General features: G+C 71.6%; 3 protein-coding genes. All 3 read right to left on the bottom strand.

What is annotated here, in order from left to right:
• Window positions 1-339 precede the first annotated feature (339 nt).
• From AB0N07_RS52365 to AB0N07_RS52355, 3 genes are read right to left on the bottom strand one after another with little or no spacing between them, the layout of a single operon-like run.
• On the bottom strand, window positions 340-642 hold the full coding sequence (locus AB0N07_RS52365) for a hypothetical protein (RefSeq protein ID WP_350748283.1): 303 nt from the start codon (window positions 640-642) through the stop codon (window positions 340-342).
• 2 nt (window positions 643-644) lie between these two features.
• Window positions 645-824, bottom strand: a complete 180-nt coding sequence (locus tag AB0N07_RS52360; RefSeq protein WP_152540278.1) for a hypothetical protein — start codon at window positions 822-824, stop codon at window positions 645-647.
• A complete protein-coding gene (locus tag AB0N07_RS52355; RefSeq protein WP_260851721.1) occupies window positions 824-952 on the bottom strand; it encodes a hypothetical protein in 129 nt (42 codons plus the stop codon). Before AB0N07_RS52355 ends, AB0N07_RS52360 begins: the two co-directional genes overlap by 1 nt.
• Window positions 953-1,007: the final 55 nt, after the last annotated feature.

The following is a 1,007-nucleotide window of genomic DNA, read 5'->3' as shown; positions in this document are numbered from 1 at the left end:
GGCCCGCTACGCGGGCTAGTGGAGCCCTGCGGGCCCAGGCCTCCCGGTCCCTCATCCCAGAAAACCCGCCGCCCTCCGCCCCCACGCTGCGACATTGGCCCAGCGGTACGGGACCCCTCGGAATCCGAGGCGTCTCGTGTGCTGGCCCTAGGACTCGCCGTGCACTGGCGGTCCCTCGCCCGGCGGTTCGGACGATTCGGGAGGGGTGTCACCGCGCCCTCATGATTGGCAGCACAGAGGGCTGTAGACGCTGGAGATTCACGCTGTGACCTCGTGCCGCCCACCTGGAACGCGCCAGGCGGGCAGGACGCGGCCCCTCGTGAAGAAGGGGCCACTAGGTCACGCGGGGCCGGAGAACACCCGCCAGAGGGGCACGAACACGGTGGGGCCGATCCTGCGGCGCTGGCGAGCGGCCCACAGGTCCGCCGCCCACTCCGCGCCCGTCTCGTGGACCCGGTGCGTGCCGCGTGCGTCACGGATCGTGTGCGCGTGGATCGTCCCGTCAGGGCCGACCATCACCCCGGCGTGCAGGTCACCGTGTGCGTCTCGTGCAGCCTGGGCCAGCGGGGCCGGGTCCGCGTCAGGGTGCGCGCCGACCTGGGCCAGCAGTCGGGCCGCCTTGTCGTGGTGGGAGCCGCCCATGCTCACATCGCCCCCGTGGTGGGAACGGCGTGGGGGAGGGTCAGGAACCGTGTCCACGTCTCGGAGCGGCCCAGCGCGTCCATGAAGGCGTTGGCCGGCTCCGTGACCCGTACGAGCGCGTCGACCTCGTCTAGGGCGCGCTCAAGCTCGGCCCGGCACTCGGCATCGGTGAGGTGGTTCATCACATCGCCCCCGTGAAGATCGACGGCCAGGAGAGCATGAAGAAGCCCGCCACCGTGACCGCCGTGTAGGTGACGGCGCGGGCGACGGGCTGGAGAAGCTGGGGGAGGGTACGGGTAGGCTGGTTCACGGCGTCACGTCCTTGATCACGTGGTGTCCATGCCCCGGGCGGCTGCAACCGCGCC

Source organism: Streptomyces sp. NPDC051172, assembly GCF_040682555.1.
In the GTDB taxonomy this organism is placed as follows: domain Bacteria; phylum Actinomycetota; class Actinomycetes; order Streptomycetales; family Streptomycetaceae; genus Streptomyces.
Note: the sequence above shows the minus strand (reverse complement) of the source record. Positions and strands in the feature narration are given on the sequence as shown.